At 69.6% G+C, this 25,604-nt stretch carries 24 protein-coding genes; 1 reads left to right on the forward strand and 23 read right to left on the reverse strand.

What is annotated here, in order from left to right:
* The first annotated feature begins 169 nt into the window (after positions 1-169).
* Positions 170-1,369 carry an EAL and HDOD domain-containing protein gene (locus tag AC5W54_RS00155; RefSeq protein WP_495960041.1) on the forward strand — a complete coding sequence of 400 codons (1,200 nt, stop codon included), beginning with the start codon at positions 170-172 and terminating at the stop codon, positions 1,367-1,369.
* A 16-nt stretch (positions 1,370-1,385) separates the two neighbouring features.
* Here the strand turns inward: AC5W54_RS00155 and AC5W54_RS00160 are convergent, their stop codons facing one another.
* From AC5W54_RS00160 to fliD, 23 genes are all read right to left on the reverse strand, one after another.
* Positions 1,386-2,084, reverse strand: coding sequence for an RNA polymerase sigma factor FliA (locus AC5W54_RS00160; protein ID WP_495960042.1), 699 nt, complete (start codon positions 2,082-2,084; stop codon positions 1,386-1,388).
* A gap of 47 nt (positions 2,085-2,131) precedes the next feature.
* Positions 2,132-2,539, reverse strand: a complete 408-nt coding sequence (locus AC5W54_RS00165) for a flagellar protein FlhE (protein WP_495960043.1) — start codon at positions 2,537-2,539, stop codon at positions 2,132-2,134.
* Positions 2,536-3,078: a hypothetical protein gene (locus AC5W54_RS00170; protein WP_495960044.1), complete on the reverse strand. Its 543-nt coding sequence runs from the start codon at positions 3,076-3,078 to the stop codon at positions 2,536-2,538. The genes AC5W54_RS00165 and AC5W54_RS00170 overlap by 4 nt, the downstream gene beginning before the upstream one ends.
* Positions 3,078-5,264, reverse strand: coding sequence for a flagellar biosynthesis GTPase FlhF (flhF, locus tag AC5W54_RS00175; protein ID WP_495960045.1), 2,187 nt, complete (start codon positions 5,262-5,264; stop codon positions 3,078-3,080). The genes AC5W54_RS00170 and flhF overlap by 1 nt, the downstream gene beginning before the upstream one ends.
* Positions 5,265-5,284: 20 nt before the next feature.
* Entirely contained in the window at positions 5,285-7,366 is a 2,082-nt protein-coding gene (flhA, locus tag AC5W54_RS00180; protein WP_495960046.1) for a flagellar biosynthesis protein FlhA, read from the reverse strand.
* Entirely contained in the window at positions 7,363-8,520 is a 1,158-nt protein-coding gene (gene flhB / locus AC5W54_RS00185; protein ID WP_495960432.1) for a flagellar biosynthesis protein FlhB, read from the reverse strand. The genes flhA and flhB overlap by 4 nt, the downstream gene beginning before the upstream one ends.
* 142 nt (positions 8,521-8,662) lie before the next feature.
* A complete protein-coding gene (cheZ, locus tag AC5W54_RS00190; RefSeq protein WP_495960047.1) occupies positions 8,663-9,352 on the reverse strand; it encodes a protein phosphatase CheZ in 690 nt (229 codons plus the stop codon).
* Between the two features lie 27 nt (positions 9,353-9,379).
* Entirely contained in the window at positions 9,380-9,769 is a 390-nt protein-coding gene (gene cheY, locus AC5W54_RS00195; protein WP_495960048.1) for a chemotaxis response regulator CheY, read from the reverse strand.
* Between the two features lie 76 nt (positions 9,770-9,845).
* Entirely contained in the window at positions 9,846-11,549 is a 1,704-nt protein-coding gene (locus tag AC5W54_RS00200) for a methyl-accepting chemotaxis protein (RefSeq protein WP_495960049.1), read from the reverse strand.
* 66 nt (positions 11,550-11,615) lie between these two features.
* Entirely contained in the window at positions 11,616-12,677 is a 1,062-nt protein-coding gene (locus tag AC5W54_RS00205) for a protein-glutamate methylesterase/protein-glutamine glutaminase (protein WP_495960050.1), read from the reverse strand.
* Positions 12,678-12,798: 121 nt separating this feature from the next.
* Positions 12,799-13,668: a CheR family methyltransferase gene (locus tag AC5W54_RS00210; RefSeq protein WP_495960051.1), complete on the reverse strand. Its 870-nt coding sequence runs from the start codon at positions 13,666-13,668 to the stop codon at positions 12,799-12,801.
* Positions 13,665-15,854: a methyl-accepting chemotaxis protein gene (locus tag AC5W54_RS00215; protein WP_495960052.1), complete on the reverse strand. Its 2,190-nt coding sequence runs from the start codon at positions 15,852-15,854 to the stop codon at positions 13,665-13,667. The genes AC5W54_RS00210 and AC5W54_RS00215 overlap by 4 nt, the downstream gene beginning before the upstream one ends.
* 86 nt (positions 15,855-15,940) lie before the next feature.
* Positions 15,941-16,435, reverse strand: coding sequence for a chemotaxis protein CheW (locus AC5W54_RS00220; RefSeq protein WP_495960053.1), 495 nt, complete (start codon positions 16,433-16,435; stop codon positions 15,941-15,943).
* The gene (gene cheA, locus AC5W54_RS00225) at positions 16,432-18,507 is read right to left on the reverse strand and encodes a chemotaxis protein CheA (RefSeq protein WP_495960054.1); all 2,076 of its coding nucleotides are present in this window, start codon (positions 18,505-18,507) and stop codon (positions 16,432-16,434) included. The genes AC5W54_RS00220 and cheA overlap by 4 nt, the downstream gene beginning before the upstream one ends.
* A 33-nt stretch (positions 18,508-18,540) precedes the next feature.
* Entirely contained in the window at positions 18,541-19,500 is a 960-nt protein-coding gene (gene motB / locus AC5W54_RS00230; protein ID WP_495960055.1) for a flagellar motor protein MotB, read from the reverse strand.
* Complete coding sequence (gene motA / locus AC5W54_RS00235) at positions 19,497-20,369, reverse strand: flagellar motor stator protein MotA (protein ID WP_495960056.1); 873 nt, start codon at positions 20,367-20,369, stop codon at positions 19,497-19,499. Before motA ends, motB begins: the two co-directional genes overlap by 4 nt.
* 217 nt (positions 20,370-20,586) lie before the next feature.
* Positions 20,587-21,165: a flagellar transcriptional regulator FlhC gene (flhC, locus tag AC5W54_RS00240; RefSeq protein WP_495960057.1), complete on the reverse strand. Its 579-nt coding sequence runs from the start codon at positions 21,163-21,165 to the stop codon at positions 20,587-20,589.
* A 3-nt stretch (positions 21,166-21,168) separates the two neighbouring features.
* Positions 21,169-21,492: a flagellar transcriptional regulator FlhD gene (gene flhD, locus AC5W54_RS00245; RefSeq protein WP_495960058.1), complete on the reverse strand. Its 324-nt coding sequence runs from the start codon at positions 21,490-21,492 to the stop codon at positions 21,169-21,171.
* Positions 21,493-21,799: 307 nt separating this feature from the next.
* Positions 21,800-22,102, reverse strand: coding sequence for an EscU/YscU/HrcU family type III secretion system export apparatus switch protein (locus AC5W54_RS00250; RefSeq protein WP_495960059.1), 303 nt, complete (start codon positions 22,100-22,102; stop codon positions 21,800-21,802).
* Complete coding sequence (fliK, locus tag AC5W54_RS00255; protein ID WP_495960060.1) at positions 22,099-23,328, reverse strand: flagellar hook-length control protein FliK; 1,230 nt, start codon at positions 23,326-23,328, stop codon at positions 22,099-22,101. The genes AC5W54_RS00250 and fliK overlap by 4 nt, the downstream gene beginning before the upstream one ends.
* A complete protein-coding gene (locus AC5W54_RS00260) occupies positions 23,325-23,723 on the reverse strand; it encodes a flagellar protein FliT (RefSeq protein ID WP_495960061.1) in 399 nt (132 codons plus the stop codon). The genes fliK and AC5W54_RS00260 overlap by 4 nt, the downstream gene beginning before the upstream one ends.
* 2 nt (positions 23,724-23,725) lie before the next feature.
* On the reverse strand, positions 23,726-24,145 hold the full coding sequence (fliS, locus tag AC5W54_RS00265; RefSeq protein ID WP_495960062.1) for a flagellar export chaperone FliS: 420 nt from the start codon (positions 24,143-24,145) through the stop codon (positions 23,726-23,728).
* A 64-nt stretch (positions 24,146-24,209) separates the two neighbouring features.
* Positions 24,210-25,598, reverse strand: coding sequence for a flagellar filament capping protein FliD (gene fliD, locus AC5W54_RS00270; RefSeq protein WP_495960063.1), 1,389 nt, complete (start codon positions 25,596-25,598; stop codon positions 24,210-24,212).
* Between the last annotated feature and the right edge of the window lie 6 nt (positions 25,599-25,604).

Raw genomic sequence — 25,604 nt, forward strand, 5'->3', positions numbered from 1 at the left:
CATGGCTCCTTGCCGGAATAGAAGGGCTTCATCGAGATATCGGCCGCGACGGGCCAAGCTTTACGTCACGTCGCGGACAAGACGCCTGACACAATGATACTCTCCGTTACATCGCCTGCCAGCCACGATCACGACCCTCGGCGGGCGCCTCGCTGCAGGGAGCCATACCATGTCAGAACCGAGGGAAGCCGCCGCCTTCGCCATCGCGCTGCAACCCATCCACGACGCCGATGACCGCCATGTCGCCGACCGCCTGTGCTACCGCCATCACGGCGAGGCGCACGGCGATCCGGTCGCCGCCACCGCGCGGGCCCTGGCCACCGCCATCTACGAGCTGGACGAGGGCAAGCGGCTCGGCCCCCGGGAGCTGATCATCGACCTGCCCATGGAGTGGCTCGAGCGTACCGACCTGCTGCCCTCGCCGGCGCGGCTGGTGATCATCGGCCTGCCGCGCGACCTGCCCGCGACACCCGAGTTCATGGACACCCTCGAGCAGCTGCGCGAGCGCGGCTATCGACTGCTGATGCCCGCCGCCGGCCTGCAGGGCGAGGGGCGGGCGTTCGCTCCGCTGGTCGACCTGATCCGGCTGCGCCACCCCGACGAGCTCGACGCCGACCAGCTGCGCGCCCATCGTCTGCGCGGCACCCGGCTGCTGGCCGAGGAGATCCATGACCCCGACCGGCTCGAGCGCTTCCGCGCCCTCGACTGCCACTACTACGACGGCCGCTACCTGGCCGAGCCGGCCTTCTACGCCGCCCGCCCGCGCGGCCGTCACGGCAACCGCGCCGCCCAGCTGCGCCTGGTCAACGAGCTCTACCGCGAGGATGCCGACCTGCAACGGCTCTTCGAGCTGCTGATCCAGATGCCTCACCTCCATGTGGCGATCCTGCGTCGCGCCAACTCCAGCCTGTTCGGCCAGGGCACGCAACAGACCGACCTCAAGCGGGCCATGCAGGTCATCGGGCTGAACGAGCTGCGCCGGCTGGTGATGACGCTGTCGCTGGCCAGCGACCTGCCCTCGTCGAAGCTCAAGGTGCGCATGGCGCTGATTCGTGCCTTCATGTGCCGCAACCTGGCCACGCCCTTCCGCAACATCGACCCCGAGGACGCCTTCACCACCGGGCTCTTCTCGATGATCGGACCGCTGCTCGACGAGGCCCAGGATGCCCTGCTCGCGGAGCTGCCGCTGGATGCCGCCGTGGCGCGGGCCCTCAGTGATCGGGAGGGCCACCTCGGTGCCCTGCTGACCCTCTGCGAGGAGCACGAGCGCCAGGTCGCCGAAGGCGGCGCCACGGCCAGCCCCGACCGGCTGCAGCAGTGCTATCTCGATGCCCTGGACGAGACCGATGCGCTGATGAGTCGGCTGTAACCTCCCCCACAGGGATTCAATCGTCGCGCAGCCGGGCTCGCAGCCGGCTCACCGCCTGGCCGTGGAGCTGGCAGACCCGCGACTCGGTGACCCCCAGCACGGCGCCGATCTCCTTGAGGTTGAGCTCCTCCTGGTAGTAGAGCGCCATCAGCAGCTTCTCGCGCTCGGGCAGCGCTGCAATCGCCTCGACCAGGCGGCCACGCTGCTCGCCGTCGACCAGGGCGTCGAAGGGCGAGGCCAGCGGGTCGGAGCCGCGCGGCTCCCCTCCCTCCGCCACCAGCTCCTCGAAGGGCAGCAGGTGGCCGTTGTTGGTGTCGCTGAGCAGCTGGCGGTACTCGGCCAGGTCCATCTCCAGCTCGGCGGCGATCTGGTGCTCCTCGGCCGGCCGTCCCATGCGCTGTTCCAGGCGCCGCACCGCCTCGTCCACCGCCCGGGCATTGCGCCGGACGCTGCGCGGCAGCCAGTCGCGACTGCGCAGCTCGTCGAGCATGGCGCCACGGATGCGCTGGCTGGCGAAGGTGGCGAAGCTCGCTCCCTGGCCGGCGTCGAAGCGCCCCATGGCCTCCAGCAGGCCCATGGTGCCGGCCTGGATCAGATCGTTCAGCTCGATGCTCACCGGCAGCCTGACCTGCAGCGCCAGCGCCTGGCGCCGTACCTGGGGCAGGTACTGCGTCAACAGCTCACTCTGGTCGATCTTGCCTTTTGCGGTATACATCCCGTTCGACTGCTCCCGTCAGGACCTTCTCTCGGCGCGAGTTGTACTCAGCGATAGTTGACGATCACCTGTAGCCCCTGCACCGCCACCGCCTGCCGCTGGCCCGGCACCAAAGCGAAGCGGAAGTGCAGCGGCGTATCCGCCACCAGCCCGGCCAGGGCACGGCTGCTGCCCTGGCCCGCCCCCAGCGTCATGCACCCCGACGCATGGCAGAGCCGGGCCCGCACCGACTGGCCGGGCGGCAGCCGGAACTGCCAGGCCACGGTCTCGATCCGCCCCCCCGCGACCGGCCCCGGCGGCGTCAGCGCCGATGACGCCACCTCGCGCTCGGCCAGGGCCACCCGCACGCCCGGCGCCGTGGCCACCCAGCTACCGGCGGCGAGTGCCGGCCCGGCGACCAGCGCCGTGACCAGTATCGCTACCCGGCCGAGCGCCCCCAGGCTAGCGACGCTCATGCCAGCACCACCAGCTCGATGCCCAGATAGGCCGCGGCGGCCTGCTGCAGGTTGTCGAGCAGGCCCCGGCGGGAGATGCCGGGCGGATGCACCGCCAGCAGGCGCCGCGGACCGGGACGCTCGGCGAGCCCGGTCAACACCCGCCAGGCACGGCGGAAGGCCTCGGCATCGCCCTCCACCCACAGCGCCCAGCGCGATTGCTGGGCGGCCAGCAACGCCAGATGGGGACTCGTGACCCCGACCGGGACCACCTGCCAGGCCGCCGGGTCGCCCACCCAGCGCCGCCCCTCACCGGCCCAATGGTCGAACAGGGCGGCGACCCGCCTGGCCTGCCGCGGGGAGCCGTCGGGCAGCCCCACCACCATCAGGGTGACCGGGGATGACATGCGCGCGACCGCCGACGACGGCGGCCGAGCGGCCGGTGAGCCGCCCATCGCCAGCTCGCGCAGCGCCTCGGCCACATACCGCGGACAGCGTTCGCCGTTTGCCGGTGCACTGGACGCCCACTGCCGCAATCCGGCGGCCTGATCGGCCCCCATCAGCCGAGCCCCGCATGGCCCGCCGCCCCCAACTGGCGAAAGGCGTCACGCGCCACGCCGAGATAGAGCAGCGCCTCGAGCAGTGACTCGGCACTGCGCCGACGGCGCCCACCGAGCAGCCCCAGCAGCTCGGCGCGCAGGTCCATCGCCCACTGGGCCTCGCTACGCTCCAGCTGGCCGGCCACCGCGGCCAGGCCGGCGGCGAGCGACAGCCGCAGCGTTGGCGTCATTCCCGGGTAGGCCTCATCGAGCCGCTGAAGCGCGCGGCGGGTCAGCCGTGGCAGGGCCTCGGCGTCGAGCTGGCCGAGCAGCAGCACCACCGCCTCGTCGCCTAGCCACTCGGGCGCCAGCCAGCAGCGGCGCCCCAGCCGCCGGCCGTTCTCGCGCTCCACCAGCTCGCCGAACCAGGCTCGCAGTGGCGCCATTGAGGTCGCGCCGCTCAGCGAGAGCCGTGCCAAGTGGATCCTGGTGTCGCGTCCCTTCAGCCGGCGTATCGGCTCGGCCAGGGGGGCGGCCAGGTCGGCCAGGGTGCCGAGGGCACGCCGCTCACCGGCGTGGACCACGCGCTGGGTGGCCCGGGCCTGGGCGACCCAGGCCCTGTCGCGGGCCGCCAGCCACGCCCGGGCCTCATCGCCGGGCGGCGCCGGCAGCAGGTGGACGCCGGCCCCATGGGCCCGCTCGGCCCAGTCGAGCCGCGCCACCTGGCCCGCCGGCTGACGGTGCTGCAGTCGCGGCAGGGCCGACCAGCCGCCTGAGCCGTCGAGCAACAGGTCGGGCAACGACCAGTTGCCGCCCCGCACTCGGGCCCGCGGCGCCCAGAGCATGCCGCTGGCACGCTCGCCTTCGGTGTCGAACAGGGTCGCCAACCGTTCGTCCTGGAGGCTCGACGGCAACGCCGAGAGCGTCCAGACCGCCTCGAGCGCGGTGAAGCCGGTGATGTGCTCGCGCAGGCCGCCGAGCACCGCCGACAGGCGCCGCCCCTGGCCGAGCAGGCCACGCACGCCGCCGGCAGAGGCCGGTTCCGGTGCTGGCGTGGCGATGCGGGTCGCCAGTGCCTGGTGCACCAGCGTCGTGGTGTCGGCGACCGCCAGGTCCTCCGGCACCCGCTGGCCATGGGCGACGAACAGCAGTCGCAGGCCGTGGCGCATCAGGGCATCGAGCAGCGGCCCGGTGCGCCCCGCCTCGTCCTGTTTGCTGATCACGCAGTCGTCCAGCGAGGCCCCGGCGGCGCGGGCCGCCTGGCGGTAGTTGGTGATCACCTCCTCCAGGGTCTCCGGCTGACTGGCGGCGTTGAGCAGCAGCACCAGGCGCACCGCCACCGGCCCGCCCCGCAGCCGCGCCACCTGCTCGATGAGGCGCCGGTCGCGCTGGCTCATGCCCACGGTGTCGATGATCACGAAGCGCTTGTCGGCCAGCCTCGACAACAGCTCGTCGAGCGGCTGCGCGGCATCCAGGGCATGCATGGGAATGTCGAGCAGCCCGGCGTAGATGCGCAGTTGCTCATGGGCGCCGACACGGAAGCTGTCGGTGGTCACCAGCGCCACCTGGTCGGGGCCGTGGCGCATCACGTAACGCGCCGCCAGCTTGGCGGTGGTGGTGGTCTTGCCGACCCCGGTCGGTCCCACCAGCGCCAGGATCCCCCCCTGCTCGAGCAGCGCAGCCTCGTCGTCGAGCACCGCCAGGCGAGCGCTCAGCTGGCGGCCGAGCCAGGCCAGCAGGCGCGCCTCGTCGGCGTCCTGCAGCTCCGGCGGCAGGCCGGCGAGCAGCTCGTCGGCGATGGCCCGGCCGAAGCCGGCCTCGGCCAGCCATTGCGCCAGTCGCTCGCGACGGCCGGCCTCGGGGGCTCGCTCGGCCCGGGACCGGGACAGCAGGGCGCGCATGTCCTGCATCTCCTTGAGCAGCTGCGCGCTCGTGGCCTGGAAGGCGTCGGCATCGCCTCCCGGCGTCGACGCCGGGGTGGACGCGACCGGCTCGCGATGCCGCGGAGCGGCAGCCGGCCCCGGGGTGGGCCGGGCGTCGGCGGAGGGGCCGGCCAGGGCCTCGGCCGCCTGGTCGGCCAAGGCGAGGATCTCCACCCCGGTCTCGGTGTGGTGATTGGCCAGGATCAGGGCATCGTCGCCCAGGGCGGCGCGCACCTGGCGCATCGCGTCGCGGCTATTGGTTCCGGTGAATCGCATCACGCTCATCTACTCGGTATCCCTCTCATTCATTGTCCGCCCACCAGCTGGGTAACCCGCAGGGTCCGATCGTCGGGAATCTCGGCCTGGGACATTACCACCAGGTGACGCAGCCGCCGGCGCAGGAAGCGCGCCAGCACCGGGCGCAGGACGTGCTGTACCACCAGCACCGGCGGCTCGCCGCTGGCCTCCTGGCGCTCCAGCGCCTGCTCGGCCTGGGTCATCAGGGTCTCGGCCAGCCCCGGCTCCAGGGCGCCGCTGCCGTTCATGGCCTGCATCAGCACTTGCTCGAGCTGCGCCTCCAGGCCGATCACCCTGAGCTCCCCCTCGCCGGGGAACCACTGCTGGACGATGCTGCGGCCCAGGGCGATACGCACCAGGGCGGTCAGTTCGCCGGCGTCCTGCTGCTGGCCGGCGTGCTCGGCCAGGGTGTCGAGGATGGTACGCAGGTCGCGGATCGAGACCTCCTCGTCGAGCAGGTTCTGCAGGATGCGCTGGAACACCGTCAGCGAGAGCGCCTTGGGGACCACCTCCTCGACCAGCGACTTCTGCTCCTCGCCGAGCTTGTCGAGCAGCTTCTGCACCTCCGCACGCCCCAGCATCTCGGCGGCGTGGTGGTGCAGCAGGTGGTTGAGGTGGGTGGCCACCACGGTGCTGGCGTCGACCACCGTGTAGCCGTAAACCTGGGCGTGCTCCCGCTGGCCGCTGTCGATCCATACCGCCGGCAGGCCAAAGGCCGGGTCCCGGGTCGGGGTTCCCTGGAGCTCGCCCGACACCTGGCCCGGGTCGATCGCCAGCCACTTGCCGGGATAGGCCTCGGCGCGGCCGATCTCGGCGCCCTTGAGGGTGATCACGTAGGCGTTGGGCCCGAGTTCCAGGTTGTCGCGGATATGCACCACCGGCGGCAGGAAGCCCACCTCCTGGGCGAACTTCTTGCGCACGCTCTTGATGCGGCCGAGCAGCTCGCCCTCCTGGCGCTGGTCGACCAGCGGGATCAGCCGATGACCGACCTCGAGGCCCAGGGTATCGACCAGCTGGACGTCGTCCCAGCTCGCTTCGGGGGCCTCCGGCACCGGCGGCGGCTCGGCGGCGAGCGCCTCCTCGACCTGGCGCTGCTCCTTCTGGCGGATCAGCCACCAGGCCAGGCCGCCGAGCAACACGGTGAAGATCAGGAACACGACGTTGGGCATGCCCGGCACCAGCCCCAGCAGCCCCATGACCGCCGCCGCCAGGATCATCACCTGGGGGTTGACGAACAGCTGGCTGATCATCTGCTGGCCGACGTCCTGGTCGGTGTTGACCCGGGAGACGGTGACGCCAGCGGCGGTGGAGATCACCAGCGCCGGGATCTGTGCCACCAGGCCGTCGCCGATGGTCATCAGGGTATAGGTACGCGCGGCGCTGCCGAAGTCCATGCCGTGCTGCAGCATGCCGATCAGCAGCCCGCCGATGATGTTGACCACCATGATGACGAGGCCGGCCATGGCGTCACCGCGCACGAACTTGCTGGCGCCGTCCATGGAGCCGTAGAAATCGGCTTCCTGGGCGACCTCGGCACGGCGCTTCCTGGCGTCGTCCTCGCCGATCAGGCCGGCGTTGAGGTCGGCGTCGATGGCCATCTGCTTGCCGGGCATGGCGTCGAGCATGAAGCGCGCGCCCACCTCGGCGATGCGGCCGGCGCCCTTGGTGATGACCATGAAGTTGATGACGATCAGGATCAGGAACACCACCAGGCCCACGGCGAAGTTGCCGCCGACCAGGAACTGGCCGAAGGCCTCGATCACCTTGCCGGCGGCATCGCCGCCCTGGTGCCCCTCCATCAGGATGACCCGGGTCGAGGCCACGTTGAGCGACAGCCGCAGCAGGGTGGTGAACAGCAGCACCGCCGGGAAGGCGGCGAAGTCCAGCGGCTTCTGGGTGAACATGCTGACCAGCAGCACCATCACCGCCAGCGCAATGTTGAAGGTGAAGAACAGATCCAGCGCGAAGGGCGGCAGCGGCAGGATCAGCATCGACATGACCAGCAGGATCAGCAGCGGCCCGGCGAGCAGCTTCATGCGCACGTCGCCCATCCAGTCGCGGTGTCCCAGATAGTCTCCCCAGGCCTTCATGCGTCAGCCTCGCGGTGGCGGCCCGGAATCGCCAGGGATTCCGGTACCGGCAGGTCCTCGGGTGTCGGTGGCACCTCCCCCCCCTCCTGTGGCACCCGCCGCAGCCGGAAGGCCCAGGCCAGGACCTCCGCCACGGCGGTATAGAGTGCTTCGGGGATCTCGGCGTCGAGATCCACGTGATGGTAGAGCGCCCGGGCCAGCGGCGGCGCCTCGAGCCGCGGCACCGCGTGTTCCTCGGCCAGTTCGCGGATGCGCGCGGCGACCTGATCGGCCCCCTTGGCCACCACCCGCGGTGCGGCCATGCCGGTCTCCTCGTACTTCAATGCCACGGCATAGTGGGTCGGGTTGGTGATGATCACGTCGGCCTCGGGCACCTGGCTCATCATCCGCCCCCGGGCCATGGCCTGCTGCTGCTGGCGGATCCGCGCCTTGACATGGGGGTCGCCCTCCGACTCCTTGTGCTCGCGCTTGACCTCCTCCTTGCTCATGCGCAGCTTCTTGGCATGGCTCCACAGCTGGTAGGGCACGTCGATCAGGATCACCACCAGCAGGGTCAGCACGATCAGCCCGCAGGCCAGGGCCGCCAGTTGCAGGGCGCTGGCCAGGGCCAGCTGGATCGGCTGATCCATCAGGCTCATGTAGGTGCCGCGGTGACTCCACAGGAAGGCCACCGCCACGCTGCCCACCAGCAGCGACTTGGCGATCGCCTTGGCCAGTTCCACCAGCGCCTGGACGCCGAAGATGCGCTTGAGCCCCTTCAGCGGGTTGAGCTTCGACAGCTGCGGCTTCAACGACTTGGCCGAGATCAACCAGCCGCCGAGCAGCGCCGGCGCCGTCAGCGCTACCACGGTCAGCAGCAGGAACAGCGGCAGCATCGCCAGCAGCGTCCGCTCGCCCAGGTCCAGGGCGTGGCTGAGCATCGGCGTGGTTTCCAGCGCGTGGCGCCGCTCGAACAGGAAGGCCTGTTCCATCACCAGGCCCAACTGATCGTAGAGCATCGCGCCCATGGCCCACAGCCCGCCCACGCCGCCGAGCAGCAGCATGAAGGTGGTCAACTCCCGGGAACGGGCGACCTGGCCCTCCTCGCGCGCCTTCTCCAGGCGGCGTGGCGTGGCCTCTTCGGTCTTTTCCTGATCGCTGCTCTCGTCGGCCATGGCCAGTCTTCGGGACACTCGTGTGGACCCTGGCCATTGTGGTGACTGGTGGGAAGGGGCAATACGCCGATAAGCGCCGATAATCGTGTCCTGTTCACGACTATCGACGTCGGGGAAGGGAAAGGCTTTCCAGTCGTGCCGGTCAGAACCCCAGCTGGTCGAGCAGGTCGTCGACCTGGTCCTGGCTGCTCACCACATCGACGGCTTCCGCCTTGACCTGGGGGCCGTTGAGCAGGCCCTCCTCGCGCTTGCGCGCGTCGGACTGGCGCTGGCCGTCGGCGCGGCGCTGCATATCATTGCGCTTCTCGCCTTCGGGCACGCTGTCGATCAGCACCTGTACCAGCTGGCTCTCGATCTCGCGGATGACGTCCATCATCTTCTTGATCACCTGGCCGGTCAGGTCCTGGAAGTCCTGGGCCATCATGATCTCGAGCAGCTCCTTGCTGGTGGCCTGGGTCTGCGCCGGTACCTCGGCCAGGTAGGCGCGGGTCTCGGTGACCAGCTCCCGCGCCTCCTCGAGCGCCTTGGGCGCGGCGAACCACTCGGCCCAGCGCCGGTCCAGCTGCTCGGCTCGCTCGCTGAGCCGGTTCTGCAACGGCTGGGCGCGGTCGATGGCGTTGAGCGCCCGCTCGGCGGCCTGCTCGGTCATGGCGGCCACGTAGTTGAGCCGGTCCCGGGCATCGGGAATGGCCTCGGCGGCCCGCTCGATCTCCTTGTCGAGACCGAGCTCGCGCATGCTCTCGCGCAGCATGCGGGTCAGGTGTCCGATGCGCTGCACCAGGTCGTCGCCGGCCCCCGCCTGGGCGATATCGGGCTGCTCGTTCGTGCTCATTGTTCGGTCTCCTTCACCCCGGTGGCCTCACATGCCCAGCTTTTCGAAGATCTTGTTGAGCTTCTCTTCCAGGGTGGCGGCGGTGAAGGGCTTGACCACATAGCCGTTGGCGCCGGCCTGGGCCGCGGCGATGATGTTCTCCTTCTTGGCCTCGGCGGTCACCATCAGCACCGGGAGGTGCTTGAGGCCGTCATCGGCGCGGATCCGCTTGAGCATCTCCAGCCCATCGAGGTTGGGCATGTTCCAGTCGGAGACCACGAACTCGAAGCCGCCGGCCCTGAGCTTGCCAAGGGCGTCCTGGCCGTCCTCGGCCTCCTCCACGTTGATGAAGCCGAGCTCCTTGAGCAGGCTGCGCACGATGCGACGCATGGTCGGAAAGTCATCCACCACCAGGATGCTCATGTTCTTGTCTGCCATCGGGATTCCTCTATCGATTCAGGGCATGCGGGATGGCCGGCGGCCGAACCGCCGGTCGGGTTCGGTAGCTATCGCGTCAGAATTCTTCCCACTCGTCCTCGGTGACCGCCTCGCGGCGTGACGGACGAGGGGCCGGCACCTGCCGGCCGGTAGCCGCCTGGCTGGCCGGCGGCAACGCTGCGGTGGAGCGGTCGGCCTGCGGCAGCGCGGGCTGACTCGCCATCCCGGCCAGGCGGAACACCGCCACGGCCCGCTCCAGGCGGCTCGCCTGCTCCTCGAGCGAGGCCGCGGCGGCCGAGGCCTGCTGCACCAGGGCGGCATTCTGCTGGGTCACCTGGTCCATCTGCCCCACCGCCTGACTGACCTGCTCGATGCCGTCGCTCTGCTCCTGGGACGCGGCGGAGATCTCGTCCATGATGTCGGTGACCCGGCGTACCGCAGTGACCACCTCGTCCATGGTCGTGCCGGCCTGCTCGACCAGCGTCGCGCCCTCCTGCACCTGGGCCACCGAGCCCTCGATCAGCGCCTTGATCTCCTTGGCGGCATCGGCGCTGCGGCTGGCGAGGTTGCGCACCTCGCCGGCCACCACCGCGAAGCCGCGGCCCTGCTCGCCGGCCCGGGCCGCCTCGACGGAGGCGTTGAGCGCCAGGATATTGGTCTGGAAGGCGATCGAGTCGATCACCCCGGTGATGTCGGCGATCTTCTGCGAGCTGGTGGAGATGCCGTGCATGGTCTTGACCACGCGATCCACCACCTCGCCGCCACGCTCGGCGGTCGAGGAGGCATCCAGCGCCAGGCCGCTGGCCTGGCGGGCGTTGTCGGCGTTCTGCTTCACGGTCGCGGTGAGCTGCTCCATGCTCGCCGCGGTTTCCTCGAGCGAGGCGGCCTGCTGTTCGGTACGCGCGGAGAGGTCGGCGTTGCCGCCGGCGATCTCGCGGCTGCCGACATGGATCGAGCCGCTGCTGCCACGCACGTCGGTGACGATCCGCGTCAGGCTCTGCTGCATGTCGCGCATCGCGGTGAAGAGCTTGCTGATCTCGTTGCGACCGAGCACCTGGATCTCCCGGGAGAGGTCCGCCTGGGCGATGGCCTCGAGGCTCGCCACCGCGGCATCCAGCGGGCGAATGACGATGGCGCGCAGCCCGAGGTAGATCAGCACCACCAACAGGCCGATCAGCGCCAGCACGCCCAGCCCGATCCACTCGAAGCGTTGAGCCTGGTCACGGAAATCGGCGACCATCCCGTGGGTACGCTCGAAGCCATAGGCGACGAAGGCCGTCATGCTCTCCGCCAGTGCGGTCGAGGGCGCCTCGAGCTCTTCGCGCAGCCGGTTGAAGCCGGGGGTGTCGAGCTGGCCGAGCCTGTCGTGCTGTCGGCGGGCCAGGGCGAGCACGGCCTGGAAGTCGTCATCGAGGGCGCCGGCCAGGGCCTGGGCCCGCTCGGACTTGGGCGCGCTCGCGAAGCGCTCGAAGCGCTGCTCGGCACGCTCGAGCTGATCCGCCGCCACGGCGGTCTGCTCGTTGGCCTCGCCCATGCGACCGATCATGATCAGGTTGGAGGCGACCTCGAGGTTGACGCGGGCCTGGCTGAGCAGGGCGTCGGCGCGGTTGATCTCGTTGAGCTGCTCGGTGCTGACCTGGTTCAGGGTGGTCAGCGCATGATTGGCATTGCGCTCCGCCACGTAACCCATGGCGGCGATCACCGCGATGAACGCCACGAAGCATCCCAGGACGACGACCATCGCCGCATGGATGCTGATATTACGCAGAAGTCGTGTCATGCCGGCCTTTCCTCGTATAGACGTCGGTATCGTGTGGTTTTCCCTGGTGTTTTCCGTGAAACGGTCCTACACGCGCTGGGCACGGCCGGAGGCCGCCACCAGCGCCATCAGCCGCGGCGCGATGTCGTCGAGCGCCACCACCTCGCTGGCGCCGCCCAGGGCGATGGCCTCGCGCGGCATCCCGAACACCACGCAACTGGCCTCGTCCTGGGCCAGGGTCGGGGCGCCGGCCTGGCGCATCTCGAGCAGCCCCGCCGCGCCGTCCTTGCCCATGCCGGTGAGCAGCACGCCGATGGCGTTGCGCCCGGCGTGGGTCGCCGCCGAGTGGAAGAGCACGTCCACCGAGGGCCGGTGCCGGTTGACCGGCGGTCCGTCGTCCAGCCGTGCAACGTAGTTGGCGCCGCTGCGTGCCAGCTTCAGGTGAGCCTCCCCCGGGGCGATGTAGGCGTGGCCCGGCAGCACCCGTTCGCCCTCCTCGGCCTCCTTGACGCTGATCCGGCACAGCCGGTCGAGCCGCTCGGCGAAGGAGCGGGTGAAGCCGCCCGGCATGTGCTGGGTGATCAGGAGCGCCGGACTGTTGGCCGGCAGCGGCTCCAGCACCCGGCGGATCGCCTCGGTACCGCCGGTGGAGGCGCCGACGATGACCAGCTTCTCGCTGGACACCAGCGGCGCCTCGAGCCGCACCGGCGGCGGGGCATCGCGGCGGGTCGCCTGGCGCGGCCGCGAGCGCGAAGCGGCACGGATCTTCTCGGCGATCTCCTCGGCGTACTCCAGCATGCCGCTGCGGATGCCCAGCGAGGGCTTGGCGACGAAGTCCAGCGCGCCCAGCTCCAGGGCGCGCAGGGTCACCTCGGAGCCGGCCTGGGTCAGCGAGGAGACCATCAGCACCGGCATCGGACGCAGCCGCATCAGGCGCTCGAGGAAATCGAGCCCGTCCATGCGCGGCATCTCCACGTCCAGGGTCAGCACATCGGGGTTGTGCCGCTTGATCAGGTCCCGGGCGGCGAGGGGATCCGCCGCCACCGCCACCACTTCCATGTCCGGCTGGCGGTTGATGATCTCGCTGAGCAGGTCGCGGATCAGCGCCGAGTCGTCGACGCACAGCACCCTTATCCTGGCTGCACTCAAGGCAGGCCTCCTCATCCCTTCGGCGCGACGGCGCAGGATGGCACCGCCTCGAGTTCTGGCTTCATGGTCGTTTATCGGCGGTGAGCCGCGGGACTTTAGGCGGGAGATGCTCAATTTCCCGTCAGGCCCGCGTGTAGACCGTCTGCCCCCGCAGCCGGAACGCCTTGCTGATGTAGGAGAAGTTCTCGGAATGGCCGGCGAACAGCAGGCCGTCGGGCTTGAGCAACGGGGCGAAGCGCTCGAGGATCCGTGCCTGGGTCTCCTTGTCGAAGTAGATCATCACGTTGCGACAGAAGATGGCGTCGAAGGGCCCCTTGAGGGCCCAGCCCGGAGCCAGCAGGTTGAGCGACTCGAACTCCACCAGGGCCCGGATGTCGGGCCGCACCCGGGCCAGCCCCGCCTGGCGTCCCGTGCCCTTCTGGAAGAAGCGCTTGACCCTCGCCTCCTCGAGCTTGTGCACCTGCTCCAGCGGATAGACGCCGGACCGCGCCCGGCCCAGGGCATCGGTGTCGATGTCGGTGCCGATCACCCGAGCCTCCTGGGCCCGGGGGCCCAGGGTCTCGGCCAGCGTCATGGCAATGGAGTAGGGCTCCTCGCCGGTGGAAGCCGCCGCGCTCCAGATCCGCACCGGGCCCGACCGGGTGCGCAGGTGCTCGGCCAGCAGCGGGAAGTGGTGCGCCTCGCGGAAGAAGGCCGTGAGGTTGGTGGTCAGGGCGTTGGTGAAGGCCTCCCACTCGCGGGCCTCGGGCTGGCGCTCGAGTCGTGCCAGGTAGTCGCCGAAGCGGGTCAGGCCGTGATGGCGCAGGCGCTTGGCGAGCCGACTGTAGACCATCTCGCGCTTGTGTTCGGCGAGCACGATGCCGGCGCGCCGGTAGATCAGCTCGCGAATCCGTGCGAAGTCGGCATCGGTCAGCTCCAGATCCCGCTCCAGTCCCCCGGAGGACGACCAGCCACCGGCGGTGAACGCCGGCGGTTCCCGTGATTCGATCAAAACGCCTCCCACTCCTCGACATCGGCGGCCTGGCGACGCACCGGCGGCCGCGACTCGCCCTGGCCGGCTGCGGGCAGGGCGCGGGGCGGGCGGGCGATGCCGCCGGCTCCCTGGTCGGCGGCCCGGGTGCGCCGCTCCTCGAGGCTCGGCGCCCGCTCCATGCCGGCGCCGCGCAGACGGAAGGCCGACACGGCGATCGACAGCAGCTGCGCCTGGCGCTCCAGTTCGGCCGCGGCCCGGGCGCTGGCCTGGACCCGCGCGGCGTTCTGCTGGGTGACCTGGTCCATCTCGGCGATGGCCTGGTTGATCTGGCCGATGCCGCCGCTCTGCTCCTCGGAAGCCGCGGTGATCTCGCCCATGATGTCGTTGACCCGGATGGTCGCCGCCACCACCTCCGCGATGGCCCCCTCCGCCCGCTTGACCACCTCTGCGCCGGAGCCGATCTCCCGGGAGGAGCCGTCGATCAGCGTACGGATCTCCTTGGCGGCGTCGGCCGAGCGTCCGGCCAGGTTGCGGACCTCGCCGGCCACCACGGCGAAGCCACGCCCCTGCTCGCCGGCCCGGGCCGCCTCCACCGAGGCATTGAGCGCCAGGATATTGGTCTGGAAGGCGATGGAGTCGATGACGTCGATGATCTCGGTCATCTTGCGCGAGCTCTCGGTGATGCGCCCCATGGTCGCCACCACCTCGCGCATCAGCTCGCCGGTCTCACCGACACGGCCGGCGTTCTCGGTGGCCAGGCCGCTGGCCTGGCGGGCGTTGTCGGTGTTCTGCTGCACGGTGGTGGTCATCTCCTCCATGCTCGAGGCGGTCTGCTGCAGCGACGCCGCCTGCTGCTCGGTGCGCGAGGAGAGATCGTCGTTGCCGACGGCGATGTCGCGGGCCGCCGGGGTCACCACCGCGATGCCGCCGTGGACATCGCCGACGATGCTGCCGAGGCTCTTGCGCATGATGTCCAGGGCCCCCAGCAGCCTGCCGACCTCGTCGCGGCGGCGCGCCGGCACCCGCGCGGCCAGGTTGCCGGCGGCGATCTGCAGGGTGAAGGCCATGGCCTCACGCAACGGCCCGAGTACCGCCCGCAGCGTCATCACGCCCAGCAGCACCAGCAACAGCAGCCCCACCCCCAGCACCCCGACCTGGGCCAGCAGCATCTGCCGCTGGCCGGCCTCGGCGCTGGCGGCCATCGCCCCGGCGGCCTGGCGCTCGCGCTCGATCAGTGCATTGACCGTGCCCACCAGCTCCCCCGACGACGCCAGCAGCGGCGCCAGCTCGTTGTTGAGCGCCATCAGCGCATCGAAGGGCTCGCCGGTGAGCGATGCCGCCATCGGCAGCAGCCCCTCGTGCAGATAGCCGTTCAGGGCCTCGCCGAAGGCACGAGTCTCGGGCGCGTGATTGACCTCGCGGGCCATGAAGTCGGCCCAGATCGCCTCGAGGCGCTCGACGGCCCGTTCCAGACCCGCGGCGCGCTCCTCGCGCACGTTCATGATCTCCATGCGATCCCGGCCCGCGAGGCTCTGGGGCGCCTCCGCCACCAGTTGGCCGATCTGCTGCAGGCGCACCACATCCTCGAGACCGTCACGGTTGAGCTCCACCAGCCGCTCGCCGGAGGTCTGGAGGCCGAACAGCCCCATGCCCCCACTGGCCAGCAGCAGCAGCGCCGCCACGCCGACCATCAGGGTGATCCGCGCCCGCATGGAAGCGAGATTGAGGCGTGCCAGGGCCCCGCGCAGCCCGCGACGGCGCAGGCGTCCCCGCTCCAGGCGCAGGCGCTTGCCCTGGCCGGCGCGAATCCGGGCATAGTCCGCCTCGGCCCGCTCGATCGCCTCGCGGGTCGCCTTGACCCGGACGGAGGCGTAGCCGACAACCTCGCCCTCCTCGACGATGGGGGTGACGCTGGCGTCGACCCAGTAGTGATCGCCGTTCTTGCACCGGTTCTTGACCAGCCCCCGCCAGCTCTCGCCGGCAGCGAGGGTCTCCCAGAGATTGGCAAAGGCCTCCGGCGGCATGTCCGGGTGGCGCACCAGGTTGTGGGGGGCCCCGACCAGTTCGTCGTGGCTGAAGCCGCTGACCTCGACGAAGGCCGGGTTGGCATAGGTGATCCGCCCCTTGAGGTCGGTACGGGAGATCAGGAAGTGATCGTCCTGGAGCTGGTACTCCTGCCGGGTGACAGGTTGATTGTTGCGCATCGTCGTTTCCCCCGTTGGCGACTCTCGGCGCCGCTCTTGTCGAATGGGTGGGTGTCGATGGAGGCGAGCCCGGCTGACGCACCGACTCACTCGCTGGCGTGCTCGACCAGCGCCATCTCCTCACTGGTCAACAGCTTGTCGATGTCCACCAGCACCAGCATGCGGTCCTCGAGGCTGCCCAGGCCGCTGAGGAAGTCCGACGACAGGGTCACGCCGAACTCCGGTGCCGGCTTGATCTGGTCGGGCGACAGGGTCATCACGTCGGAGACGCCGTCGACCACGATGCCCACGATCCGCTCCTCGACGTTGACCACGATCACCACCGTCTGGCCGCCGTACTCCACCCTGTCGAGGCGGAACTTGATACGCAGGTCGACGATCGGCACGATCACGCCGCGCAGGTTGGTGACCCCCTTGATGAAATCGGGGGCGTTGGCGATCCGCGTGACGTTCTCGTAGCCGCGGATCTCCTGCACCTTGAGGATGTCGACGGCGTACTCCTCGTCGCCCAGCGAGAACACCAGGAACTCACGGTGGTGGGCTTCGGCCGCGGTCAGGGCCATGTCGGTCGTCTGGCTCATGAGGATGTCTCCAGCGCTTGGTGGGATAAGGCTTCGAGAGAGTGGGCGGCGCGCCCGGGACGGCGCGCCTCCTTCTTGCTCCGGCTCAGGCGGTGCAGGCCGGTGATGTCGAGGATCAGGGCCACGCTGCCGTCCCCCAGGATGGTCGCCGCCGACACCCCCGGCACCTTGCGATAGTTGGTTTCCAGGTTCTTCACCACCACCTGCTGCTGGCCGACCAGGTCGTCCACCAGCAGGGCATAGCGGCGCCCCTCGCCCTGCACGATCACCGCGATGGTCTCGGTGAGCTCGGTCCTGGCACCGGGTACGTCCAGGGCCTCGTGGACCGCCACCACCGGCAGGTACTCGTCGCGCACCTTGAGCACCACGTCGTCGCCGGCCATGGCGTAGAGGTCCTCCCTGGCCGGCTGCAGCGACTCGAGCACCGCCGACAACGGCAGGATGAACATCTCGCCGCCCACCTTGATCGACATGCCGTCGAGGATCGCCAGGGTCAGCGGCAGCACGATACGGATCGTCGTGCCCTCGCCGGGCGTCGACACGATCTGCACCTGCCCGCCCATGCCCTGGATGTTGCGCTTGACCACGTCCATGCCGACGCCACGACCGGAGACGTCGGTGACCTCCCTGGCGGTGGAGAAGCCGGGGGCGAAGATCAGCTGCCACACCTCGTCGTCGCTCATGGTGTCCGCGACGCCCAGGCCATTCTCGCGGGCCTTGGCCAGCAGCCTGTCGCGATCGAGGCCGGCCCCGTCGTCGATCACCTCGATAAGGATGCTGCCGCCCTGGTGCCGGGCCGAGAGCGTGAGCCTGCCGGTGCGCGGCTTGCCCGCGGCCGCGCGCACCTCGGGCGACTCGATGCCGTGATCGAGGCTGTTGCGCACCAGGTGAGTCAGCGGATCGATGATGCGTTCGGTGAGGCTCTTGTCGAGCTCGGTGGACTCGCCCTCGGTGACCAGCTCGATCTCCTTGCCGAGCCTGCCCGAGGTCTCGCGCACGACGCGGGGAAAGCGGCTGAAGACGAAGTCCATGGGGATCATGCGGATCGACATCACCGCCTCCTGCAGGTCCCGGGCATTGCGCTGCAGCAGGCTCATGCCGTTGAGCAGGGCGCTGTCGGGGACGACGTCCATCTCGCCGACGGTCTGGTCGAGCATCGACTGGGTGATGATCAGCTCGCCCACCAGGTTGATGATCTGGTCGACCTTGTCCACCGAGACACGGATCGAGGTCGACTCGCCGCCCCCCTTGGCCGCCGGCTTGGGCTTGGCCGGGGGCGCCTTCTTCGCGGCCACAACCGGCTCGGCGGCGGCCTGCGGGGCGGGCGGCTCGGCAGCCACCGGAGCAGTCGACGCCGGCGGTGCCGCGACGGCCGCCGGTGACTCGCCGCCGGCCGCGTGCACCTCGATCTGCTCGGGCTCGATGATGAAGCACATCACCGCCTCGATGTCGTCGGCGTCGGCGGTGGTCTCGAGCGTGACCTCGTAGCGGGCCGCGTCGCCGGACCGGGCACGCACCTCGCCGAGCTGGCCGAGCTCCTCGACCAGCAATTGGCGGTTCTCGTCGCTCACCCCCAGCAGGGCCACGATCAGCTGACCGGTGGCCGAAGCCTCCGACTCGACCACGGGCTCGGGGGCCGGTTCGGCTACCGCCGCCGGGGCGCTTCCGCCGTCGAGGTCCTCGCCGATCTCCTCCAGCGCCAGCTGCTGCAGGGTCCTGCAGATGCGCTCGAAGGCCTCCTGGTCCGGCTCGTTGCCGTGGCGATAGGCATCCAGCTGGTCGTGAAGCATGTCCTTGGTTTCCAGAAAGGTGTCGACGATGTCACGCCGCAGGGCGAGCTCCCCGCGACGCGCATGGTCGAGCAGGTTCTCGAACAAGTGGGTCGTCTTCTGCAGCGCGTCGAAGCCGAAGGTGCCGGCACCACCCTTGATCGAGTGCGCGGCGCGGAAGATCGCATTGAGCTGTTCGGGGTCCGGCTCCTCGACATCCAGTGCCAGAAGGCAGCGCTCCATGTCGGCGAGCAGCTCCTCGGCTTCCTCGAAGAAGGTGTCGTAGAAATCGGTGATATCCATCCGCGTTTTCCACCCTGGGGTTATGGGAGGGCCTCAGGGCCCCTGGTCGCCACCGAGGGCCTGGCGCAGGCTGTCGGTGAACCGATCCACCGGGGCCAGGTCGATGGAGCGGGTCTCTCGCCGCCTGAGCAGCGACGGCATGCCGGGGCCATCCAGCAGGCTGGGCGAACGGATCCGCTCGCTCACCTGCGGGAAGAGCACCAGCAGTTCGATGCGGCGGTTGATCGGGTCGACCGGGGCGGTGTCCGGCATCGGCACTCGGTCGGCGAAGCCCGACACCCGCAGCAGCTTGTCCGGCTCCAGCCCCCCGACCACCAGCTCGCGTCGCGAGGCGTTGGCGCGGTCGCCGGAGAGCTCCCAGTTGCTGTACCCGCGATAACCGTTGAGATAGGCCAGGCTGTCGGTATGGCCGCTGAGGCTCAGATCGTTGGGCAACTCGTTGAGCAGCGGCGCGATGGTGCGCAACAGGTCGCGCATGTAGGGCGCCACCCGGTCGCTGCCCAGGGCGAACATCGGCCGCTGCTCGGTATCGAGCAGCTGGATCCTCAGCCCCTCCTGGGTCAGGTCGAAGCGCAGCTGCGGGCGCAGCTGGCGCAGCTCGGGGTCGGCCTCGATCACCGCCTCGATGCGCCGCTGCAGATCCATGAAGAAACGTCGCTGCTCGTCGCTGGGACGGGGCTGGGAGCGCATATCGATACGCGCCCGCTCACCGTCGGCGTGCGCCGGATCCGGCCCGCCCCCGGGGATGGGCCGGGTGCTGCCGGTGATCCGCTCCCCGCCGGTGATGGCACCGACCAGCGGAGTACGGAAATAGTCGGCGACCCCCTCGCGCTGCTCCGGCGACGCCGCGGCGAGGATCCACATCACCAGGAACAGCGCCATCAAGGCCGTCATGAAGTCGGCCAGGGCGATCTTCCAGCTGCCGCCATGGCGGTGGTTGACCACCTTCTTGCGGCGGATGATGATCGGCCGCCGCTCCCCCGCCGTACTCATGCGTTACCCGCACCCGACCTGGCGTTGCGCACGTACTCCTCGAGCTCGTTGAAGGCGGGACGCTCGGCGGTGTGCAGCGCCTTGCGCCCGAACTCCACCGCCAGTTGCGGCGCATAGCCGTGCAGGCTGGCCAGCAGGGTCACGCGGATGCACTGCAGCATCTTCTCCGCCTCCTTGGCCTGGCGTTCGATGCGGCTGGCCACCGGGTTGATGAAGCCGTAGCCCATCAGGATGCCGAGGAAGGTGCCGACCAGGGCATGGGCGATCATCACGCCCATCTCGTCGGGGCCGGCATCGGCGGTGCTCAGTGCCCTCACCACCCCCATCACCGCGGCCACGATGCCGAAGGCCGGCATGGCGTCGCCGACCTTGGCGATGGCGTCGGCGGGAATGTGCGCCTCCTGCTCGAAGGCCTCGATCTCGTGGAGCATCAGCTCGTCGATCTCCATGGGATCCATGCTGCCGCTGACCATCAGGCGCAGGTAGTCGGTGAGGAAATTCATGATCATCGGGTCGGCGAGCACCTGGGGGTGCTCGTTGAACAAGACACTCTCGGCGGGATTGTCGATGTCGCGTTCGATGCCCAGCATCCCCTCGCGCCGAATCTTGGAGAGCAGCTTGAACTGCAGCGCCATCAGCTCCATGTAGAGCGCCTTGTCGTACTTCTTGGAGCGACGCAGCCGCGAGAAGATACGGAAGGTGGCCTTGATCGCCTTGCCGTTGTTGGCGGCGATGAAGGCGCCGATACCGGCCCCGCCGATCATCAGGAACTCGGTGGGCTGGTAGAGCGGGCCCAGGCTGCCGCCGGCCAGCACGAAGCCACCGAACACGCAGAGGATGACGACGATATATCCAAGGGGTATCAGCACTGCCGGTGTCCTTTTCTCACAACGTTTCTCGTCCCGCGGCTGGCGTTACACCATCGACGTCCCCTACACGCGGCACGGCGAGCGGGAGCGTCATATCCGTTATCGGCAAGGGCGGGAGGGACTTGAGGAGGAGGACGGAAAAAAACGGGGACACGCCCCCCGAACGTCGGACGCCCCGCGAGGGGGCGTCAGCGATCGTCCTGCCGGCGGGCCGGGATCAGGCCTGGTGGCGCAGGGCCTGCCCCTGGCCGCTGGCGACGGCGACTACCGCCGCCTTCTGGCGCTTGCGGGTCTTGCCCGCCCGGGAGGGGGGCTGGCAGATGCCGCATACGTAGTCGTGGGAGGGGCTATGGGCGTGGGCGACGAAGTGGCCGCCACAGCGGGTGCACCCCGAGAGCTGCAGCAGGTCGCTCTCGAAGAAGCGCACCAGGGTCCAGGCCCGGGTCAGGCCCAGCACCGCCTCGACGCCGTCGATCTGCGCCTGCTCCCGGTAGAGCCGGTAGGCGCGCACGAAGGCCTCCATGCGCTCGCAGCCATGGTCTTCCCGCAGCCGCAGGTAGATGTTGTAGAACAGCGAGGAGTGGATGTTGGGCAGCCAGGTGATGAACCAGTCGGCGGAGAACGGCAGCATGCCCTTGGGCGGCGACATGCCGCGGACTTCCTTGTAGAGCTTGATCAGCCGGGCGCGGCTGATGTCGGTTTCGGTCTCCAGCACCTGCAGCCGGGCGCCGAGCTCGATCAGTTCGATGGCCAGCTGCACCTGCTGCATCTCGGCGACCAGGCTCTTCTGTGACATGGTTCAGGCCCCCATGGCCAGCTCGCCCGGGCGGCAAGCCAGCAGCAGCGACGCATGGAAGCGGGAGAGCCCCTGCTCGCGCTGATTATGGGTCACCTGACGCAGCCGCTCGGCGCTGTCGTGGCCAAAGTGACACAGCAGCTGGTTCGTTCGCGCCAGCTTCGCCAGTTGCCGGGAAGTGAGCGACTGCAGCAGCTCCGCCATCTCGTCGTCGATCTTGAGGCGGAACATCGCCGAGGTCCGGTCACTGTGCAGCATGCGCTGCGCGAGCAGCAGATAGGCGAGGTTGAGTTCCTCGATCTCGTCCAGAAGGCTGGTATCGTTCATGGTTCCCTGCGCCTGAGTGGGCCCGCGTGCGGAAGCGACACACGAGGTCATTGCTCTTTTCCGCAGCGGTCATGCTCTGTCGTCACGATCGTCGGTGCGGACTTGATTTCAGTTCGCCATCCGATTGTGAACATTTATTGCCAGCTTGCAATCGTCCGAAACGGCACAGTCAGGAACGGAGAAAATCGGCTCAGGAAATGCCAGAAGAAAAGATGAGAAAAATCATACTCATGGCATGACAGAGCATGATGAGTGTCTATATTGCAACAAAGTTTGCTTTGGGTTTTTACAAAACAATATCTTTTTTTTACAAAAAACTACCTGGTTTTGGCCTGCCCTCGGCCTCATCGGCGATCTCACGCACCCAGACCAGCAACTCGGCGATGACCCGGTAGAGACGCGGCGGAATCCGCTCGTCGAGATCCAGGTGCATCAACAGCGCCACCAGCTCCGGCGCGTCATGCACATGGATGCCCTGACGCCGCGCCTCGGCCATGATGCGCTCGGCGAGCTCGCCATAGCCCTTGGCCACCACCCGCGGGGCATCGTCGCCATCGCGGTAGGCCAGCGCCACGGCCCGCTTGCGTCGTTCCCGGGGCTTGTCGCTCATGGTGTTTCCTCCGCACCGGCCGTTCTGACCCCCACCCTGACATCGGCCAGGCCGCAGGCCTCGAGGCGAGGCGTCAGCCGAGAGAGGCCCTGTTCGAGCTCACGCACCACGCCGGGCTCCCGGGCGCTGAGCTCGAGGTCCAGCCGCTCGCCGCGCAGCCAGAGGTCGACGCCCACCTCCCCCAGGCCGGCCACCTGCAGGGTCATGGCGGAGCGCCACCCCGGCGATTCACGCTCCCGGCGGTCGGCCTCGTCGTCCGGGGCCTCCTGCCCCTCCCGCTCGCCCGGAGGCAGGTGCACCACCAGCGCCATGAAGATGCCCGTCCAGACGTCGCCTTCCCAGCGCAGCACCGGCATGGCCAGCATCTCCAGCTGATGGCGCACGACGCCCTGCAGGCTCTCGTGCAGCGGCTCCCGCGGCGCGGGAGCCGGTCGGCTCATCGCCTCGGACGGTGGCGCCTCCCCCGCTGCCGGGATACCGGGCTCGCGCCCGGCGGCACCCGCGGCGGTGAAGGTCGTGCCGGCCGGCAGCGGCATCGGAGACGTCGCCACTCCCGCCGCCACCGGCCCGGAGGCGGCCGGCGGCCCGGCCCCGCGCTCGACGCCGGCCGGTGCTCCGCCGCCCCTCGCCCGGTCCGCCCCGGACAGCGGCATGTTCGCCGACAGGGGGGCCAGCTGCTCGCGGGCGGCGGCGGGTGAGGCGGGGGAGAAGCTCCGGGTGCGCCACATCTGCGGCTCGCGCAGCAGCTGCTCGCGGGGCAACTCGCCGCGGAACCAGCGCGCCAGATGGGATTCGTAGAACAGGCCGCTGTCACGCACGCTGCCCTGCAGGCGCTCCGCCAGCAGGGTCGGCTTGGCGTCCCCGTCGGTGACCAGCGGGAGGGGCGGGCGCACCACCGAGGGGGGCGCGGGAAAGCGAATCAGCAGGTCGGCGATGGAACGCGCCGCGGGGCTGAAGTGGGTCTGGGTCGAAGGCGGCGGCGCCTCGCCGGTGGGCCGGGGCCCGGCAGGCGCACCCTCGCCCTGCCGGGCCGTGCGGGCGACTTCCGACAGGGGCGAGGAAGGGGCGCGGGCATCGAGCCGGGAATCGCTGTGCAGTGCCCGGGGCGCCTCGGCGGGCGCGACCGGCTTGACCGGCTCGTTGAGTGCCCTGGGCGGCGGGGTGTCGACCCGCTTGCCGAGCACCTGGTGCAGCAGGGTGTCGATGAGCAGGTTGATCCCGCTCACGACGGCTTCTTGGTGAAGCGCTGCTCGGCCTCGATCGTCTGCGGCCCGTAGGTGCGCGACAGGGCCAGTTGCTGCCGCCCGCTGCCGATCAGGCGATCGAGCTCGTCGCGGCGCGCGACGAGGCGCTCACGGATCTCGAGGTCCTGCTCGAGGATGCGCTCGAGCAGCTCGGCCTTGCGTTCGCCCACTTTGTCGTCGAGGGGCAGCTCGGCATCCAGCCGGCCGAGACGCTCGACCTCCACCACGTACTGCGTTTCCTGGTCGACCAGCGCCTCCCAGTCGGCACCCCGGGCCGAATCGAGCATTCGCGAGGAGCGGTCGAGCAACGCCTCGTAGGCGCCGAGCAGGACCTGCTGGGCATTGCCGCCCCCGGGCGGTCTCTGGTGATGTCTCATCGTCAGCCCCCCGTGGCCTGGTCGCCGATCTCGCGCCAGGCGGAGGCCACGTCGTCGAGCAGCGCCTCGGCCTGGGTCAGGCTCGGCTCGTCGTTGTGCAGGTTGGCGGCCAGCAGCAGCCGCGCGATGTAGTCGTAGAGCGCGGCCAGCCGCTCGGCGATCTCGCCGCCCCGCTCGGCGTCGAGCGCCGCCATCAGGCCGTTGTTGACGATATCCAGGGCCTTGGAGATCGCCTTGCCCTTCTCCGCCGTGTTGCCGGCCTGCATGTGGAGGCGGGCGGCACGGATCGAGGCCTGGGCCCCGTCGAACAGCATCACGATCAACCGATGGGGGCTGGCGGCCATGACCCCGCTCTCGACCCCGACCCGGGCATAGGCACCGGCTCCGCGGCCGTAGGCCGCCGCTCCACGCATGGCACTCATGTCATCTCACTCCTGTCGTCTCGCTCGGGCCGGGCTCATGCGGGCGGCACCGACTGGGCCCCGATCACTTCTTGTTGCGCCCGAGCTGGGCATTCATCATGTCGAACTGCTGGGTCAGGTAGGCGCTGGTCTGGTTCATGTTGGCGATCATCGCGTCGAGCTGACCGAACTGGGTGCGGTAGCGCGAGAGGGTCGCCTCGATGGACGTCTCCAGGCGCGCATAGCGGTCGCCCAGGCTGCCGAGACGCGTCTCCAGCCCGCGCTTGGCGTTGTCCAGCAGTCCACGGTCCTTGAGGATCTCGCCCAGCGTCTGGTCGAGCTTGCCGGCCAGCCCACCGGCCTTGTTCTCGCCGGCGAAGAAGTCGGTCAGCGCCTGGCGATCGTTGACGATCACCTCGTCGAGACGCTTCTCGTCGAGCTTGAGGGTGCCGTCGCGCTGCAGGCTGATGCCGATGTCGGAGAGCGCGCGGAACTCGCCTTCCCCCACGCCCCCGGTGAGCACGCCACGCAGCCGCGACTCGACGCTGCGCAGGGTGCCGTCGCCGAGCAGCTCGCCGGCGACGCCGGCGTCGGCGTCGAAGCGGGTCAGGCCGCCGATGGTGCCCTGGAGGTCGTTGTAGGCCTTGACGAAATGGGTGACCGCCTCGCGCATCTCCCGGTTGTTGAGCTCCACCCTGACGGTGGATTCGCCCGCCTCGGCGAGGTTCAGGGTCACGCCCTGGATGGCGCCCTCGACCTGGTTCTTCTGGCTGGTGATGGCGATGCCGTTGACGGTCAGGGTGGCGTTGCGGGCCTCGACCGTCTGCGTCATGGTGCCGGCGGGGCTGCCATCCCCCCCATCCAGCGTGAAGTCGAAGCCATTGTCGCCGGTCAGCGACACCGACTGGATCGCCGCCTGAGTGCCGGTGTCGTTGCTGCTCAGCACCAGCCGGAAGGGCGCCTCCGGGTCGCCGTCGTTGACGATGGACGCGGTGACGCCGCCTTGCTGGGCATTGATGGCATCGCGAATGTCGGCCAGCGAACTGCCGGCTTCCACGCCGAAGGCCAGGGTCTTCTGCTGGTCGCCGCTGCCGACCACGATCTCCATGTCACCGCCGAAGCTGGCTCCCTCGGCGAAACCGCCGGTGGCGATGCTCTGGGACCGCGCCAGCTGGGTCACCTCGACGTCGTAGCGCCCCGGCACCGCGGTGGCGCCGGCGGCGGCCTCGACGCTGCTGCCGGTCACGTTGCTCGAGACGCTCTGGTAGAGCTTGGCGTCGTTGAGTTTGGCCGCCGCGGACTGGAACGACGACAGGGCGCTGCTCAGCTTGCCATAGGCGGAGAGCTTCGCCTGGTGCGATGCCTGCTGCTGCTTGAGCGGCTCGAGCCTGCCGCGCTCGGCATCCCGGAGCTGATCCAGCAGGCCGTTGAGGTCGAGCCCCGACCCGATGCCGAGGGCAGAAATTGTAGCCATGACGTG

The sequence above is a fragment of the Halomonas sp. LMYGS-3 genome (assembly GCF_059509875.1).